We start from the raw sequence: 12,175 nt of genomic DNA, 5'->3' as shown, positions 1-12,175 counted from the left end.
AGGAATCTCAAGCAGAAAAGTGAACACAGCCAAGGGCAAAGTCAAAGGCACAAAAGGAAAAGCCGGATTCCGCTGGAATCCGGCTTGGAGCCGATCAGACCACGAGCGAAAGAAAGCTCAATTCTCTTTCTTTTCTTCCTTGCGTTCCGTCAAGGTCTTGCTGACCAGCACGGAGCGGCCCTTGAGCTGGTTCAGCGCCTGCACCAGCTGGAAGTCCTTGTCCGAACCGAATTCGGGCGCCTTGCGGTCGGAAGCGGGCTTCTTGGCCTCGTCCTCCATGCGCTTGCGCGCATCCTCGCGGGCCTTTTCACGGGCCTCGTCCTTCTTTTCCTCGCCCTGGCCGCTGCCCAGGTGCTTGTCGAGGTCGGCCTCGCGCATGCGCAGGGCCGCAAAGATGTTGCCCTCCTCGGACTCGTCGATCATCACGTCGGGCACGATGCCCTTGGCCTGGATCGATTTGCCGCTCGGCGTGTAGTAGCGTGCCGTGGTCAGCTTGATGCCGGTATCAGGCCCCAGGGGACGCACCGTCTGCACCGACCCCTTACCGAACGTCTGGCTGCCCATGATGGTGGCGCGCTTGTGGTCCTGCAGCGCGCCGGCCACGATCTCGCTGGCCGATGCCGAGCCTTCGTTCACCAGCACCACCAGGGGCACGGACTTGAGGGCCGGGGGAAGGCGGCGCAGCGGGTCGCCGCCGCCACGGCGCTGGTAGTAGTCCGGCGATGCCTTGTAGGTCGCCTTGCTGTCCGCCAGCTGGCCGTTGGTCGTGACCACCGTGACGTTCTCCGGCAAAAACGCCGCCGAGACGGCCACGGCCGCGTCCAGCAGGCCACCGGGATCGTTGCGCAGGTCCAGCACCAGGCCCTTGAGGTTGGGGTCCTGCTTGTAGACCTCCTCCACCTTGCGCACGAAGTCATCGACCGTGCGCTCCTGGAACTGCGACAGGCGGATCCAGGCGTATCCGGGCTCCACCACCTTGCCCTTGACGGACTGGGTCTTGATCTCTTCGCGCGTGATCGTCACCGGGAACGAGCGGTTCTCGTCCTTGCGGAAGATGGTGAGCGTGACCTTGGTGTTGGGCTCGCCGCGCATGCGCTTGACGGCGTCGTTGAGCGACAGCCCCTTGACCGCCGTTTCGTCGATCTTGGTGATCAGGTCGTTGGTCTTGAGGCCGGCGCGAAACGCCGGGGAGCCCTCGATGGGCGAGACGACCTTGATGAGCCCGTCTTCCTGGGTGATCTCGATGCCCACGCCCACGAAGCGGCCCGACGTGCCCTCGCGGAATTCCTTGAAGGACTTCTTGTCGAAATACTGGGAGTGCGGATCCAGGCTGGCGACCATGCCCGAGATGGCGTCGGTGATGAGCTTCTTGTCGTCCACCGGCTCGACATAGTCGGTCTTCACCAGGCCGAACACCGCCGACAGCTGCTGGATTTCCTCCAGGGGCAGTGGCGTCATGGCGCCGCGCGCCACCGTCTGCAGGGACACCGTGGTGAGCGCTCCGGCCACCACCCCCACCGACACCCATCCTGCAATTTTAAGTTTGTGGCCCATACAACACCTTTTACCGCTTCGAATCAATATACACCTTGGAAGGGCCGAACCCGCCGCGGTTCCGCACGGGCACTCACTTTGGCAGGAGAAGATGGCGGGTTTTCCCCGTCTTTACGCGAGCTTTACGCCTTGCCCTGCGATGCCACGGCGGCCGCGGCCCTGGCGGCCGCTTCCGCGTCACCCAGATAGTAGTGGCGGATGGGTTTCAGGTCGGCGTCGAGTTCATATACCAGTGGAATCCCGTTGGGAATGTTCAGGCCGACGATGTCGGACTCGGAGATGCCGTCGAGGTACTTGACGAGCGCCCGGATGGAGTTGCCGTGCGCGGCCAGCACCACGCGCTTGCCCGAGCGGATGGCCGGCGCCATCGCGTCGTTCCAGAAGGGCAGCACGCGCGCCACGGTGTCCTTGAGGCATTCGGTCAGTGGCACGCTGCCCTCGGCCAGCGCGGCGTAGCGGCGGTCGCCACGCTCGCTGCGGGGGTCCGTGGCCTCCAGGGCCGGCGGGGGCGTGTCGTAGCTGCGGCGCCAGACCAGCACCTGCTCGTCGCCATATTGCTTGGCCATGTCGGCCTTGTTCAGGCCCTGCAGGGCGCCGTAGTGGCGCTCGTTCAGGCGCCAGTCCTTGACGACCGGCAGCCAGGTGCAGTCCATCTCGTCCAGCGTGTACCAGAGGGTGTGGATGGCACGCTTGAGCACGCTGGTGAAGGCCAGATCGAACTCGTAGCCCTCGGCCTTGAGCAGCTTGCCGGCGGACATGGCCTGGGAAACTCCCGTGGGCGTGAGGTCGACATCGGTCCAGCCGGTAAAGCGGTTTTCAAGGTTCCAGGTGGATTCGCCGTGGCGGATCAGGACGAGTTTGTACATGGTTTCCCCAGGAAAGGCGGGTCAAAGAAATGCGGGCCAAAACCCAGCATTCTAGAATTACGCAGTTCGCCAACCCAAGGAATCTTCGTGAAATTCATTATCGACAACTGGTATCTGATCTTTGTTGCACTGGCTTCGGGCGGCATGTTGCTGTGGCCGGTGCTCAAGAATGCCAGTGGTGGCTCGCTGACGCCCGCCCGGGCCGTGCAGCTCATCAACAGGGAGAAAGCGGTGGTCATCGACGTGTGCGAAACCGAGGAATTCGCCGCCGGCCATGTGAACGGTGCCAGGAACGTGCCCCTGGGTCAGCTCGAAGAGCGCCTGCCCACGGTGGTCAAGAACAAGGCGCTGCCCGTGGTGCTGGTCTGCGCGAGCGGCGCCCGCGCCAACCGCGCGGTGGCCATTGCCAAGAAGCTGGGCTACGAGAACGCCCAGGCCATGGCCGGCGGCCTCAAGGCCTGGCGCGAAGCCAGCCTGCCGGTGGAAAAGGCCTGAGCCGCCCCCAGCTATTCCCACAGCGATAGGCTTGCAACAGGTTTTGTTGCCCCACAGGAAAGAAAAGGAAGGATCGCCATGCAACCCGTGAAGATGTACACCACCGCCGTCTGCCCCTACTGCATCCGGGCCAAGCAGATTCTCAAGTCCAAGGGCGTGGAGCAGATCGAGGAAATCCGCATCGACACCGACCCCGCCGCGCGCGTCCACATGATGGAGATCACCGGCCGCCGCACGGTGCCGCAGATCTACATCGGTGAAACCCATGTGGGCGGCCACGATGATCTGGTGGCGCTGGACAGCCGCGGCGAGCTCATGCCCTTGCTGGGCGCCGCCTGACCCCCACCGCGGGCGCTGCATAATGCAGCCCCATGTGCCCGCTGCGGGAGCTTTTCCCGGGCGGGTTTTGTTTTGCTAGAAATTCCGTTAGAGCAAAGAGACTTCACCATGGCCGACCAAGAAAATCCCGTGTTCCAGATCCAGCGCGTCTACCTCAAGGACATGTCGCTCGAGCAGCCCAATTCCCCCGGCATCCTGCTGGAGCAAGAGCAGCCGAACGTCGACATCCAGCTGGGCGTGGAAGCCACGCCCGTGGCCGAAGGCATCTTCGAAGTGGCCGTGACCGCCACCGTGCAGACCAAGATCAAGGACAAGACCGTGTTCCTGGTCGAAGCCAAGCAGGCCGGCATCTTCGAGATCCGCAACGTGCCGGAAGACCAGATGGGCCCGATCATGGGCATCGCCTGCCCGCAGATCGTGTACCCCTACCTGCGCGGCAACGTGGCCGACCTGATCAACCGCGCCGGCTTCCCGCCCGTGCACCTGGCCGAAATCAACTTCCAGGCCATGTACGAGCAGCAGCAAGCCCAGGCCGCCGGCCAGGCTTCGCCCATCATCACGCAATAAGAAGAGCCCTCCTGAGGCGCTTCGCGCCTTCCCCCTTTCTCGTCGCGCTGCGCGCTCGGGAGGGGGACGCGGCCAACGGCCTGGCAAAGCCAGTTCCGCGGCTACCCCGCCTGGGCCGCGCCGCTGGCACAGGCCGCGGGCGAGGCGTAGCGCGGAGATCATCGAATCAAAGATTTTTTGGCCTCCAGCGCCTGATGAATAAGCGCAAGCAGCTATGAAAATCATAGTATTGGGTGCCGGTGCCTGGGGTTCCGCCCTCGCCATGAGCGCGGCCCAGCACCCTGCCGGCCATGCGGTCACGCTCTGGGCGCGCGACGCGGGCCAGGCAGACGCCATGCGCGCGGCGCGCCAGAACGCGCGCTATCTGCCGGGCATCGACTTTCCCCCTTCTCTCTCCATCGCCGACGGCCACTTTGGCGCATTGCTGCCGGATGCCGACCTCGTCATCGTGGCCACGCCCATGGCGGCGCTGCGCGGCATGCTGCAGGCGCTGCGGGGATGCACGGCGCCCGTGGCCTGGCTGTGCAAGGGCTTCGAGGCGATGCCTCCCGGTGCCGGTTCGGCATCCTTTGGGCTGCTGGCACATGAAGTACAAGCGCAAGTAGCTCCTGATTTAATAGCAGGCGTATTCAGCGGTCCGAGCTTTGCGCAGGAAGTGGCGCTGGGCCAGCCCACCGCGCTGGTGGCGGCCAGCCCGCACGCGCGGGTGCGGGACGCGCTGGTCGGCGCGTTCCACAGCCCCAGCGTGCGGGTGTACGCCAACGAGGACATCGTGGGCGTGGAAGTGGGTGGCGCCGTGAAGAACGTGCTGGCCATCGCCACGGGCCTGTGCGACGGCCTGGCGCTCGGGCTCAACGCCCGTGCCGCCCTCATCACGCGCGGCCTGGCCGAAATGACCCGGCTGGGGCTGGCGCTCGGCGCGCGGCCCGACACGTTCATGGGCCTGTCGGGCCTGGGCGATCTGGTCCTGACCGCCACCGGCGACCTGTCGCGCAACCGCCGCGTGGGCATGCTGCTGGCGCAGGGCCGCACCCTGGCGCAGGCGGTGGAGTCGCTGGGCCACGTGGCGGAAGGCGTCTACAGCGCCCGCACCGTGGCGCAGCGGGCCGCCATGCTGGGGGTGGACATGCCCATCACCCGCGCCGCGGTGGCGCTGCTGGACGGCCAGATCCAGCCCGCGGACGCCGTGGCGGCGCTGATGGGCCGGGGGCCCGCGGCCGAACTGGTGTAGTCGAACGGCGCGCGGCAGGCGCCTGCCCGGCAAGGGCCGGCCGTACCGCCCCCAGCGCCGCACACCCTTATCGCAAAACAAAAGCCGCGTGCGCCCTGGGGCGCACGCGGCTTTTTACATGGATTGCGCAGAGGTCAGAACACGCCAAACAGCATGAGCAACAGAACAACCGACAGCGGGACGCCGAGCAGCCACAAGATGATAGGCATGGTGATCTCCTTGAAGGGATGAAGAAATGTGGATGGCTCTACCTTAGGGCCCCGCCTCCCCCCGCCCTGTGCGCCAGCGCTGCGCGTGGCCGTAGTCCCGTGCCTACCAGGTGTCGGCGCGGTGCTCGCGGTGCGAGGACCGTGACCGGCCGACCGCGCACAAGATGTCCGTGGGCATTGCGCCCCCGCACCTTCACCATGCCCCTGGCACCAGGAGGGGCCTGTGTGTGCCCAGCAATGCAACCATGGGCCAAGGACGTGCCCTCCGGGGTACCTGCAGGTTCACCACGCCAAAAAAAAAGCCCGCAGTGCGCGGGCTGAACACTTGCTTGTGCAAGCGGGAGGGATGTCGAGAGGGTATCGACGCACGCATCCTAAAACGCCCGTCTTGTGCCAGCTGTAGGACAACATCGCGTGCGGTCCGCGCCGCCGCGGGCAGGGGCTACCGGGCCGATGCAAACCCGCAGGCCGGGTTGTTACGCGCGGACACGCCGCCCGGCGGAGGGTTCTAGTATGGTGAGCGGATTCGATACCCGAAGGATCCACATGTTGAAAGCTTCTCTTGCCCTTGTGGGCAGCGTGACCTTGGCCGCCGCCATGACGGGCTGCTCCGGTTATGGCCAGACACCCGCCCCGTCCTCCTCCAGCGGGCCCGGCAGCGCCACGCCTCCACCGGCGGCGCCTCCGGCAGCGATATGCAACGCCCAGCCCGCGCAGTTCGCGGTGGGGCAGAACAGCACCTCCTCGGTCATGGAGTCCGCACGCGCCCGCTCGGGCGCGCAACTGGCCCGCATCCTGCGGCCGGGGCAGATGATCACCAAGGAGTTTGATGCGCAGCGCCTGAACCTGGAGGTGGATGCCAACGGGCGCATCATCGCCGTGCGCTGCGGCTGACCCGGCCCGCGACACCGGGCGCGCGGCGGGCGCCCGCGATCCTTCAGTCGGCCAGAAAGAGTTCCTGCAGGTCGCTCAGGAAATCGAAGCCCCGCTCCGTCGGGCGCACGCGGGCCATGTCGCGTTCGATCAAGCCCTTGCGCTCGGCCGCCTCCAGGCCTTTGGCGATGGCGGTGACGGGCAGGCCGGTGCGGGCCATGAAGTCCTGCAGCGCAAAGCCCTCGCGCAGCCGCAAGGCATTGAGCATGAATTCGAACGGCAGGTCGGCGCGGCGCACCTCGTCATCCTGGGCCACGGCGCGGCCGGCCAGGGCGTTGTCCATATAGCGGCCCGGATCGCGAAAGCGCACCTGGCGCACCACGCGGTGCGCAAAGCTCAGCTTGCTGTGCGCGCCCGCGCCAATGCCCAGATAGTCGCCGAACTGCCAGTAGTTGGTGTTGTGAAAACACTGGTGCCCCGCCCGGGCGTAGGCCGAGATTTCATAGCGCCCCAGCCCCGCCTGCCCGGTCATCTCCGTGATGCGGTCCAGCATCGCATAGGCCTGGTCATCCTCGGGCACGGCCGGCGGAAACTTCGCGAAGTAGGTGTTGGGTTCGATGGTCAGGTGGTAGATGGAGATGTGCGGCGGCTTCAGGGCCAGCGCCGTCTGCATGTCCTGCTCCAGCTCTTCCAGCGTTTGCCCCGGCAGCGCGTACATGATGTCGAGGTTGAACGTGTCGAAGGCCTGGGCAGCCTCCTCCACCGCCGCCAGGGCCTGGGCGCGGTCATGCACCCGGCCCAGGGCCTGGAGGTGCCGGTCGTTGAAACTCTGCACCCCCACCGACAGGCGCGTGACGCCCGCTGCACGGAACGCTCGGAAGCGGTCTTTTTCGAAGGTGCCGGGGTTGGCCTCGAGGGTGATCTCGCAATCGGCCTCCAGCCGCAGGCGGGCGCGGATGTCGCCGATCAGCCGGTCAATGGCTGCGGGCGAGAACAGGCTGGGCGTGCCCCCGCCGATGAAGATGCTGTGCACCGTGCGGCCCCAGATCAGCGGCAGCGCCGCCTCCAGGTCGGCCATCAACGCGTCGATGTAGCGTTGCTCGGGCAAACCGCCCCCTCCCGGATCACCGGCGGCCTCGCGGTACTCATGCGAGTTGAAGTCGCAGTACGGGCATTTCTTCAGGCACCAGGGCAGGTGCACATACAAGGACAGTGGAGGCAGGCTGGGCAATTGCAGCAGGCCGGGCCGCATGTAGTGCTGGATGTCGCGCACCACGGCGGGCGCATCAGCAGCAGCAGCAGCAGCAGCAGCAGCAGCAGGAATGATGGGAATAGCCATTGCAAGCCTCAAAGGTTCATAGCGCTCGCGCCGCGGTACCCGCCTGCAGCGGGAGCTGTCGCGCGCACGACCGCCGCGCAAGGGCCGCCCAGGCGGCGCAGCTGCGTTTCACTTGCGTGCGCTGGCGGTGTCCCCCTTTGGGGGGAAGGCGCGAGGCGACTCAGGGGGAACTTCATGCCAGCCAGCGCTCGCGCATCAGCGCCAGCATCTGCGCGGCAGAACGGCCCCGGTGGCTGTGGGCGTTCTTCACCTCCACGGGCAGCTCGGCGAAGGTCTTGCCGAATTCAGGGATGAACATCACGGGGTCGAAGCCAAAACCGTTGCTCCCCCGGGGGGCCGTGGTGATCTCGCCCACCACGCGGCCCACCGCAATCAGCGGCTCCGGGTCCTGCGGGCTGCGCACAGCGACCAGGGTGCTGACCATTGCCGCGCGGCGGTTGGCCACGCCCTGCAGTTGCTCCAGCAGGGCCCGCACATTGTTGTCGTCACTCTTCTCGTAGCCGAACTGGGTGCAGTAGTAGGCGGTATCGACGCCCGGCAGGCCGCCAAAGGCGTCCACGCACATGCCTGCGTCGTCCGCCAATGCGGGCAAGCCCGTGTGTGCCGAGGCGAAGCGGGCCTTGGCCAGGGCGTTCTCGACAAAGGTGCGAAAAGGCTCTTCGGCCTCGCCCACGCCGAGGTCGGCCTGGCGCACCAGTTCCACGCCCAGCGGCTCGAACATGGCCTGCAGCTCCGCCAGCTTGCCGCGGTTGTTGGATGCAAGAACAATTTTCATGGGTCAAAATGGCCTCCGGCGCTTATCCATCAAGCGCTAGCAGCTATCAATAAATGAGTATTCCTGTCATGGGGTTTCCAGAAGCGAGCGCTGCTGCAGCTGCACCAGCTCTGCAATGCCCTTTTCCGCCAACGCCAGCAGCTGGTCCATCTCCGCGCGGGTAAAGGCCGCGCCCTCGGCCGTGCCCTGCACTTCCACGAAATGGCCAGCGCCGGTCATCACGATGTTCATGTCGGTGTCGCAGTCCACGTCTTCGACGTACTCCAGGTCGAGCAGCGGCGTACCCTGAACCATACCCACCGAAATGGCGGCCACGGGCTGCACCAGCGGCGACTGGGCGATCTTGCCGCTGGCAAGCAGCTGGTTGACCGCGTCCTGCGCCGCCACCCAGGCGCCGGTGATGGCCGCGGTGCGCGTGCCGCCGTCGGCCTGGATCACGTCGCAGTCGAGCTGGAGAGTGCGCTCTCCCAGCAGCTTCAGGTCGAACACGGCGCGCAGCGAGCGGCCGATGAGACGCTGGATCTCCTGCGTGCGGCCATTTTGCTTGCCCCGCGCGGCCTCGCGGTCGTTGCGGGTGTGGGTGGCGCGCGGCAGCATGCCGTACTCGGCCGTCACCCAGCCCTCTCCGCTGCCCCGCTTGTGGGGCGGCACCCGCTCCTCCACCGACGCGGTGCACAGCACCTTGGTGTTGCCAAATTCGATGAGCACCGAGCCCTCGGCATGCATGGTGTAGTGGCGGGTGATGCGCACGGTGCGCAACTGGTCGGCGGCGCGGCGGCCGGTACGGACAAAGGGTGTCATGGTGTGGGTGGCTCGTAAAAAAACACAAGGCGGATGAGTGAAGGACCTGCGTGCAGGGACACACTCCCGCGCCCCAAAAACTCAGGCCGCCAGATCCATCGGCGCCTGGCCGGCCGGGAACTCACGCCTTGCGGGCGGCAGAGCGGCGTATGGCTTCGTTGATTTCGGCGATGGACCGCTCAATGGCCGCGTCGTCCAGGTCATCCACCAGCCCGTCGAGCGGGCCCGCCTGGATGGTGGACGCAAACACGTCGTCGCTGATGCTGTCTGTCGAGACGCCCTGGGTGGACTCGAACGCGTCGGGGGTTTCCCATTCCATCGCCACCACCGTGACGTTGTCGCTGCTGTCGCCCGCCTTGCGCAGGGCATCCTCCACCAGTTCGGGCACCGCGTGCGACACCGCATTGCGGGCGAGCTGCTTGGCGATTTCCTCGTCGCTGAGCGTGCCCCACAGGCCGTCCGAGCACAGCAGGATGCGGTCGCCCTGCTCCAGATACACCGGGCCCGTGATGTCGTAGATGGGTTTGGTCGGCGAGCCCAGGCAGGTGAACAGCACATTGCGGTTGATGCGCTCGAGCCCCGGCGGGGGCGAATTGCGCAGCTCCATGTACGAATGGTCGCGCGTGCGGGTGAGCAGGTCGCCGTCGCGCACCATGTACAGGCGCGAATCGCCGCAGTGGATCCAGGTGGCCGTGCCAGCCTGCAGCACGGCCGCCACCAGCGTGGTGCGGGGCGTGTCGAGCATGCCCTTGTCGGTGGCATAGCGCAGGATCTGGTGGTGCGCGGCCAGCAGTGCGCCCGAAAGAAATTCCTGCACGTCCTTGAGCTGGGGCTTGGCCTGGCGCTGGAACAGCGCCGAGATGGTCTGCAGCGCGATCTGCGCGGCCACTTCACCTTCGGGGTGGCCGCCCATGCCGTCGGCCAGCACGAACAGGCCCGATTCGCGCGTGTAGCAATAGCCCATGCGGTCTTCGTTCTTCTCGCGGCCGCCACGGCGGCTGATCTGGAAAACCGAGAACTTCATAGTGACCCACGCAAACAAGGATGCACCACGGCATCGTTAATGAACAGGCGCCCCGCCCCAACCCGCTTCGCGTGGGTCGTTTTCATTTGGGTTTGGCTCCGATACCGGTGGCTTCACCCACCTTTTGCACGTTCTTCTTGGTGTCGGACACCAGGGTGTCCAGCTGCAGGCGCATCTTCTCGGCCACCGTGAGCTTGGTGTAGCGGCGCTCGCCCTCGCGGCTGAGCTCCTTTTGCAGCGCGAACACCGACTGCGGGCGCGACAGCGGGTCCAGCGCCATGCACCACTCCACCACCTCGATGAGGTTGTCGGAGTACACGCCGCGCAGCTTGGTCAGCGCCAGCGACAGGCGGTCTTTTTCGATGCGCTGGGGCGCCTCGTTGGGAGGAAAGCCCTGCATGCAGGCGTAGATGCAGGCACCGATGGCGTAGATGTCGGTCCACGGGCCCATGGACGAGTCGCGCCGGTACATCTCGGGCGCGGCAAAGCCGGGCGTGTACATGGGGCGGATGAAGTTGCCCTCCTTGGACAGCACCTCGCGCGCGGCGCCGAAGTCGATCATCACGGCCTTGTTGTCGTCGGTGATGAAGATGTTGGCCGGCTTGATGTCGAGGTGCAGCATCTTGTGCTGGTGCACGATGCGCAGGCCGCGCAGCACCTCGTCGAACAGCGAGCGGATGGTCGACTCGCGGAACACCTTCTGCGTCTTGAGGTCACGCGCGGTGATGATGAAGTCCTGCAGGGTCGCGCCCTCCAGGTAGTTCATCACCATGTAGACGGTTTCGTTCTCGCGAAAGAAATTGAGCACGCTCACCACGGAGGCGTGCGAGATCTGGGCCAGCGAGCGCCCTTCTTCAAAAAAGCTCTTGAGCCCCAGGCGGTAGAGCGAGAGCTTCTCCGACGGCACCTTGGGCAGCAACTCGCCAGGCGCGCGCGTCGCCAGGGACGACGGAAGGTATTCCTTGATGGCGACCTGCTGTCCTTCGCTGTCCGTGGCGAGGTAGACCACGCCAAAGCCCCCGGAGGACACCCTGCGAACCACGCGGTATCCACCAATGGCGGTGTCGGGCGGCAAGGGAGCCGGCTTGATTTTTGACATATTTTGCGAAGATGACTCGGGGGTAGAGCGGAACCCGGATAATCGCCGGATCGCAAGCAACCATCAAAAAGTCCAATGCCAGTTTACAGCATGACCGGATACGCCAGCGCACAGCACGGCGCGTCCGCCACTGGCGCAGAAACCGAGGCCCGCGCGTCCCAATCGCGCAGGCTGGGGCTGGAAATCCGGTCGGTCAACAGCCGCTTCCTGGACCTGTCGTTCCGCCTGCCCGATGAATTGCGCCCCATGGAGCCCGCGCTGCGCAGCCTGCTGACCGCCCGGCTCAAGCGCGGCAAGGTCGAGGTCCGGGCCGCCCTGGAGAACGAGGAAAGCAACACCCTGCAGGATCCGCCCGCGCGGCTGCTGCAGCGGCTCAACTCGCTGCAGGACTCCGTCAAGGCATGGCTGCCCACTGCCGCCCCCCTCACGGTGGCCGATGCCCTGCGCCTGTGCGCCAACGCCCCGTCGGGCTCCGAGGACTGGAGCGAAGCCGTGCCCGCCCTCGCGGAAGAAGCGCTGACCGCGCTCATGGCCGCCCGCGAGCGGGAGGGCAAGCGGCTGGCCACCATGCTTCTGGACAGGGTCAAGCAGCTGCGCGCCCTGGCGGAACAGGCCGTCCCCATGGTGCCCCTGTTGGTCGAGCAGCAGCGGCTGCGCTTCATGGAGCGCTGGAAGGAGGCCATGGCCCTGACCGATGGCGCCACCCTGCCCGAGGCCGCCCGCGACCGCGCCCTGACAGAAGCCACCGCCTTTGCCATCCGTATCGACGTGGCCGAGGAAATCACCCGGCTGGACTCCCACCTGGACGAAATCGAACGCCTGCTCAAGAAGGGCGGCGAAGTGGGCAAGCGGCTGGACTTCCTGATCCAGGAACTGCACCGCGAGGCCAATACGCTGGGCTCCAAGTCTGCCGCGCTTGACCTCACACGCATCAGCGTGGACATGAAAGTGCTGATCGAGCAGATGCGCGAGCAAGTGCAAAATATCGAGTAACACTCATTTT

The 12,175-nt window shown here is 66.0% G+C and carries 13 protein-coding genes; 6 read left to right on the top strand and 7 right to left on the bottom strand.

Annotation, left to right across the window (positions count from 1 at the left end; all coding sequences use genetic code 11):
* Nucleotides 1–117 precede the first annotated feature (117 nt).
* Both AC1RCS_RS05090 and gpmA read right to left on the bottom strand, forming a co-directional pair.
* Nucleotides 118–1,554 carry a S41 family peptidase gene (locus AC1RCS_RS05090; RefSeq protein WP_218295913.1) on the bottom strand — a complete coding sequence of 479 codons (1,437 nt, stop codon included), beginning with the start codon at nt 1,552–1,554 and terminating at the stop codon, nt 118–120.
* 122 nt (nt 1,555–1,676) lie between these two features.
* Nucleotides 1,677–2,420, bottom strand: coding sequence for a 2,3-diphosphoglycerate-dependent phosphoglycerate mutase (gene gpmA / locus AC1RCS_RS05085; protein WP_218295914.1), 744 nt, complete (start codon nt 2,418–2,420; stop codon nt 1,677–1,679).
* A gap of 87 nt (nt 2,421–2,507) precedes the next feature.
* Between gpmA and AC1RCS_RS05080 the strand changes: the two genes are divergently transcribed.
* The 5 genes from AC1RCS_RS05080 to AC1RCS_RS05060 all read left to right on the top strand — a co-directional run bounded on the left by AC1RCS_RS05080 (nt 2,508) and on the right by AC1RCS_RS05060 (nt 6,155).
* Nucleotides 2,508–2,915, top strand: coding sequence for a rhodanese-like domain-containing protein (locus AC1RCS_RS05080; protein WP_492244455.1), 408 nt, complete (start codon nt 2,508–2,510; stop codon nt 2,913–2,915).
* A gap of 78 nt (nt 2,916–2,993) precedes the next feature.
* Entirely contained in the window at nt 2,994–3,254 is a 261-nt protein-coding gene (gene grxC / locus AC1RCS_RS05075; protein ID WP_218295916.1) for a glutaredoxin 3, read from the top strand.
* Nucleotides 3,255–3,362: 108 nt separating this feature from the next.
* The gene (gene secB, locus AC1RCS_RS05070; RefSeq protein ID WP_218295917.1) at nt 3,363–3,821 is read left to right on the top strand and encodes a protein-export chaperone SecB; all 459 of its coding nucleotides are present in this window, start codon (nt 3,363–3,365) and stop codon (nt 3,819–3,821) included.
* A gap of 214 nt (nt 3,822–4,035) precedes the next feature.
* Nucleotides 4,036–5,052: an NAD(P)H-dependent glycerol-3-phosphate dehydrogenase gene (locus tag AC1RCS_RS05065; protein WP_492244454.1), complete on the top strand. Its 1,017-nt coding sequence runs from the start codon at nt 4,036–4,038 to the stop codon at nt 5,050–5,052.
* A 755-nt stretch (nt 5,053–5,807) separates the two neighbouring features.
* Nucleotides 5,808–6,155 carry an I78 family peptidase inhibitor gene (locus tag AC1RCS_RS05060; RefSeq protein WP_492244453.1) on the top strand — a complete coding sequence of 116 codons (348 nt, stop codon included), beginning with the start codon at nt 5,808–5,810 and terminating at the stop codon, nt 6,153–6,155.
* 43 nt (nt 6,156–6,198) lie between these two features.
* On the opposite strand, the gene hemW is transcribed toward AC1RCS_RS05060, so the two are convergent.
* From hemW to AC1RCS_RS05035, 5 genes are all read right to left on the bottom strand, one after another.
* On the bottom strand, nt 6,199–7,473 hold the full coding sequence (gene hemW / locus AC1RCS_RS05055; protein ID WP_492244452.1) for a radical SAM family heme chaperone HemW: 1,275 nt from the start codon (nt 7,471–7,473) through the stop codon (nt 6,199–6,201).
* A 172-nt stretch (nt 7,474–7,645) separates the two neighbouring features.
* On the bottom strand, nt 7,646–8,248 hold the full coding sequence (rdgB, locus tag AC1RCS_RS05050) for an RdgB/HAM1 family non-canonical purine NTP pyrophosphatase (RefSeq protein WP_218341514.1): 603 nt from the start codon (nt 8,246–8,248) through the stop codon (nt 7,646–7,648).
* A 66-nt stretch (nt 8,249–8,314) separates the two neighbouring features.
* Nucleotides 8,315–9,049: a ribonuclease PH gene (gene rph, locus AC1RCS_RS05045; RefSeq protein ID WP_492244451.1), complete on the bottom strand. Its 735-nt coding sequence runs from the start codon at nt 9,047–9,049 to the stop codon at nt 8,315–8,317.
* Between the two features lie 121 nt (nt 9,050–9,170).
* Entirely contained in the window at nt 9,171–10,073 is a 903-nt protein-coding gene (locus tag AC1RCS_RS05040; protein WP_218293543.1) for a PP2C family protein-serine/threonine phosphatase, read from the bottom strand.
* An 82-nt stretch (nt 10,074–10,155) separates the two neighbouring features.
* Nucleotides 10,156–11,172 carry a serine/threonine protein kinase gene (locus AC1RCS_RS05035; protein ID WP_218293542.1) on the bottom strand — a complete coding sequence of 339 codons (1,017 nt, stop codon included), beginning with the start codon at nt 11,170–11,172 and terminating at the stop codon, nt 10,156–10,158.
* Between the two features lie 75 nt (nt 11,173–11,247).
* Here AC1RCS_RS05035 and AC1RCS_RS05030 point away from each other — a divergent pair, with 75 nt between their 5' ends.
* Nucleotides 11,248–12,165, top strand: coding sequence for a YicC/YloC family endoribonuclease (locus AC1RCS_RS05030; protein WP_492244450.1), 918 nt, complete (start codon nt 11,248–11,250; stop codon nt 12,163–12,165).
* The last annotated feature ends 10 nt before the right edge of the window (nt 12,166–12,175 follow it).

The organism is Acidovorax sp. GW823-FHT01C06 (assembly GCF_058798375.1).
Note: the sequence above shows the minus strand (reverse complement) of the source record. Positions and strands in the feature narration are given on the sequence as shown.

What these genes read in the sequence shown, in the direction of transcription:
- AC1RCS_RS05090 (WP_218295913.1), bottom strand. Translation starts at nt 1,554, where the DNA reads ATGGGCCACAAACTTAAAATTGCAGGATGGGTGTCGGTGGGGGTGGTG.
- gpmA (WP_218295914.1), bottom strand. Translation starts at nt 2,420, where the DNA reads ATGTACAAACTCGTCCTGATCCGCCACGGCGAATCCACCTGGAACCTT.
- grxC (WP_218295916.1), top strand. Translation starts at nt 2,994, where the DNA reads ATGCAACCCGTGAAGATGTACACCACCGCCGTCTGCCCCTACTGCATC.
- secB (WP_218295917.1), top strand. Translation starts at nt 3,363, where the DNA reads ATGGCCGACCAAGAAAATCCCGTGTTCCAGATCCAGCGCGTCTACCTC.
- AC1RCS_RS05065 (WP_492244454.1), top strand. Translation starts at nt 4,036, where the DNA reads ATGAAAATCATAGTATTGGGTGCCGGTGCCTGGGGTTCCGCCCTCGCC.
- AC1RCS_RS05060 (WP_492244453.1), top strand. Translation starts at nt 5,808, where the DNA reads ATGTTGAAAGCTTCTCTTGCCCTTGTGGGCAGCGTGACCTTGGCCGCC.
- hemW (WP_492244452.1), bottom strand. Translation starts at nt 7,473, where the DNA reads ATGGCTATTCCCATCATTCCTGCTGCTGCTGCTGCTGCTGCTGCTGCT.
- rdgB (WP_218341514.1), bottom strand. Translation starts at nt 8,248, where the DNA reads ATGAAAATTGTTCTTGCATCCAACAACCGCGGCAAGCTGGCGGAGCTG.
- rph (WP_492244451.1), bottom strand. Translation starts at nt 9,049, where the DNA reads ATGACACCCTTTGTCCGTACCGGCCGCCGCGCCGCCGACCAGTTGCGC.
- AC1RCS_RS05040 (WP_218293543.1), bottom strand. Translation starts at nt 10,073, where the DNA reads ATGAAGTTCTCGGTTTTCCAGATCAGCCGCCGTGGCGGCCGCGAGAAG.
- AC1RCS_RS05035 (WP_218293542.1), bottom strand. Translation starts at nt 11,172, where the DNA reads ATGTCAAAAATCAAGCCGGCTCCCTTGCCGCCCGACACCGCCATTGGT.
- AC1RCS_RS05030 (WP_492244450.1), top strand. Translation starts at nt 11,248, where the DNA reads ATGCCAGTTTACAGCATGACCGGATACGCCAGCGCACAGCACGGCGCG.